Origin of the sequence: Paenibacillus sp. 1001270B_150601_E10, assembly GCF_015558675.1 — a bacterium.
Classification (GTDB): Bacteria; Bacillota; Bacilli; order Paenibacillales; family Paenibacillaceae; genus Paenibacillus_B.
This window is the reverse complement of sequence record NZ_JADMOL010000016.1, coordinates 40,212-42,868: the sequence shown is the minus strand read 5'-3', so window position 1 is coordinate 42,868 and position 2,657 is coordinate 40,212. Positions and strand designations below refer to the sequence as shown.

The 2,657-nt window shown below is 51.8% G+C and carries 1 protein-coding gene and 1 pseudogene; both read left to right on the top strand.

Going from position 1 to position 2,657, the window contains the following annotated elements; all coding sequences use genetic code 11:
• Positions 1-1,221, top strand: a pseudogene (locus I2H74_RS22155) (SulP family inorganic anion transporter); the annotation flags it as partial.
• Between the two features lie 233 nt (positions 1,222-1,454).
• A complete protein-coding gene (locus tag I2H74_RS22150; RefSeq protein ID WP_195576422.1) occupies positions 1,455-2,387 on the top strand; it encodes a TauD/TfdA dioxygenase family protein in 933 nt (310 codons plus the stop codon).
• Positions 2,388-2,657: the final 270 nt, after the last annotated feature.

The following is a 2,657-nucleotide window of genomic DNA, read 5'->3' as shown; positions in this document are numbered from 1 at the left end:
CCAAGATGGCTTCCGAAGGTGCCGGGTTCCTTGATGGGTCTGTTGATCTCTACTATGATTGCAATGCTGCTGTATCCCGACCAAGTGGCTACGATCGGCTCTGCCTATGGCGAGATTCCGAATCGATTGCCGAGTCTGCAATTCCCGGCGATATCCTGGGAATCGATTCAGCACATGATAAAGCCTGCATTCGTTATTGCCTTGCTTGGCGGGATTGAATCGCTGCTTTCTGCGGTCGTAGCAGATGGGATGACAGGCACGAGACACCACAGCAATCGCGAGCTCATGGGTCAGGGAATCGCGAACATGATTACGCCGCTATTTGGCGGCATTCCAGCGACGGGAGCCATTGCGCGTACGGCAACGAATATTAAAAACGGCGCGGTATCGCCATTGTCCGGGGTCATTCACGGAATCGTCGTGCTGCTTGTGCTCTTTTTATTTGCGCCTTATGCCTCCAGTATTCCGCTTGCCAGCATGGCTCCGATTCTGATGGTTGTGGCATGGAACATGAGCGAACGCAAAGCCTTTGCACATGTGCTGCGGACGCGTACAGCGGATTCCTTGGTGCTGCTTCTCACATTTATACTGACGGTATTTACAGACTTGACGACGGCTGTTGAGGTCGGCCTAGTATTGTCCGCTATTTTATTTGTGAAGAACATGAGTGAGCTGTTAAAGACTTCAAAGGGGCTGCCTGATCATGGGGAAAGAGGAGAGAAGGTATCCTCCCGCATCGTCCATGAGCAGCATAACTGTCCGCAGGTGAGCATTCATACGGTGGAGGGCGCTTTGTTCTTTGGAGCAGCGGCTCAATTTGAGAAGCGGCTTACCGAGGAGATTAAGGATCGGCCGAAGGTGCTTATCCTCCGTATGAATCATGTCTTGTATATGGATACGACAGGTGAAGCGAATTTTGCAGCAATTGTGAAGCAGGTGCGTAAGCACGGAGGAACGGTTTTGATATCCGAAATGAGGCTGCAGCCTCAACAGATGCTCAAGAAGACAGGGCTTGCCGATTGGATCGGGGCTGAGCATTTCTTTGATAAAACGGGGGATGCGATCAGCCATGCCTTAACGAAGCTGAACCGCCACCAATGCTTAGGCTGCACGCATATGGCGTTCCGTGAATGCAAGCATTTGTCAGACCCGAATACGGGGGCTCAAGACGTAGGCAATCGGCCTCCTGCGGGAGCGGTGCCAACGCGCACCGTCTGCTAAGAGAGATAATCCCAATCATTCATGTTGGAATAATATGAAAAAGGTATTGACAGATGATGAACAAGGAAGATATGATAGGCACATCACAGCATACAGGCTCCATAGATGAACGGACGATAGATGAATGAAGAGCCCACTGGACAGCCAGAGGTTCAATAAGAGCGTAGGTTTTTACGCTTTTGTTGAGCCTCTTTTTTGTTGTTTGGGATGGGGCCGAACAAGGAGGAGTTACCATGAGTGAGCAGGAAGTAAGACAAGAAAACGTAAGGATTGCGCCTGTTACCCCTCGGGTAGGAGCTGTGGTTGAGGGCATTAGCTTGTCCGGCAGCCTGGATGAGGAGACAGTGCAGGTCATCCGCGAGGCACTTCTCCAACATAAGGTTCTGTTCTTCCGTGGGCAGCAGCATCTGGATGATGCGGAGCAGGAGGCATTTGCTGCTAGTCTAGGCGATCCGTTCGCCCATCCAACGGTGCCAACAAAGGAAGGGACAGGGTATATCTTGGAGCTCGACTCTCACCATGGTGGTCGTGCTAACCAGTGGCACACTGATGTAACATTCTTGGATGCTTATCCCAAGGCCTCGATTCTGCGCTCTGTTATTATCCCTGAGACGGGAGGAGATACAGTATGGGCGAACACCGTTACAGCCTACGAGAGTCTGCCCGAAGAGCTCAAGACACTTGCAGAGCAGCTGTGGGCGCTTCACAGCAACTCCTTCGACTATGCGGTTCCTCAGAAGCGAGAAGGCGTTACTGTTGATCAAGAGCGCGAATATCGCGAGCGCTTTGCCTCGACGTTGTACGAGACAGAGCATCCGATTGTCCGTGTCATTCCAGAGACGGGGGAGAAGGCCATCGTGCTTGGTTCTTTTGCAAGACGCATCTTAGGTGTATCCGCGCCTGAATCGAACCGTCTCTATGAGATCTTCCAGTCTCATGTGACGAGCCTTGAGAATACGGTGCGCTGGCGTTGGCAGGAGGGCGATGTTGTGATCTGGGACAACCGGGCGACACAGCATATCGCGGTTAATGACTATGGGGATGCGAAGCGAGTGGTACGCCGCGTGACCTTAGCCGGTGACATCCCGGTAAGTGTGGATGGACAGCAGAGCAGGACGCGCTATAAAGCCCCGATTGTACCGGTCTTGGATGCGAAGACGGTATAGAGGCAGGCTGTAATGAGCGGTTTCAAGCAAGGAATGACTTAACAGCATAACCGGCATAGGCATTCACGGCTTCAGGTTGGATGTTGAGCTTCTCTCGTTTCAATGCAAGGTATTCCATCGCCTATAAATAAGGGACATCATCAGGGCTTTCAAGCATCTGTGATGTCCCTCTTTTTTTGTTGTGGTTATACGCCATCTTCTCGTTAGTATGGTGCTTAACATGCAACCATGATCAGCTCGTGGCCTTGAGGCATCCCTATATGGCCCTTG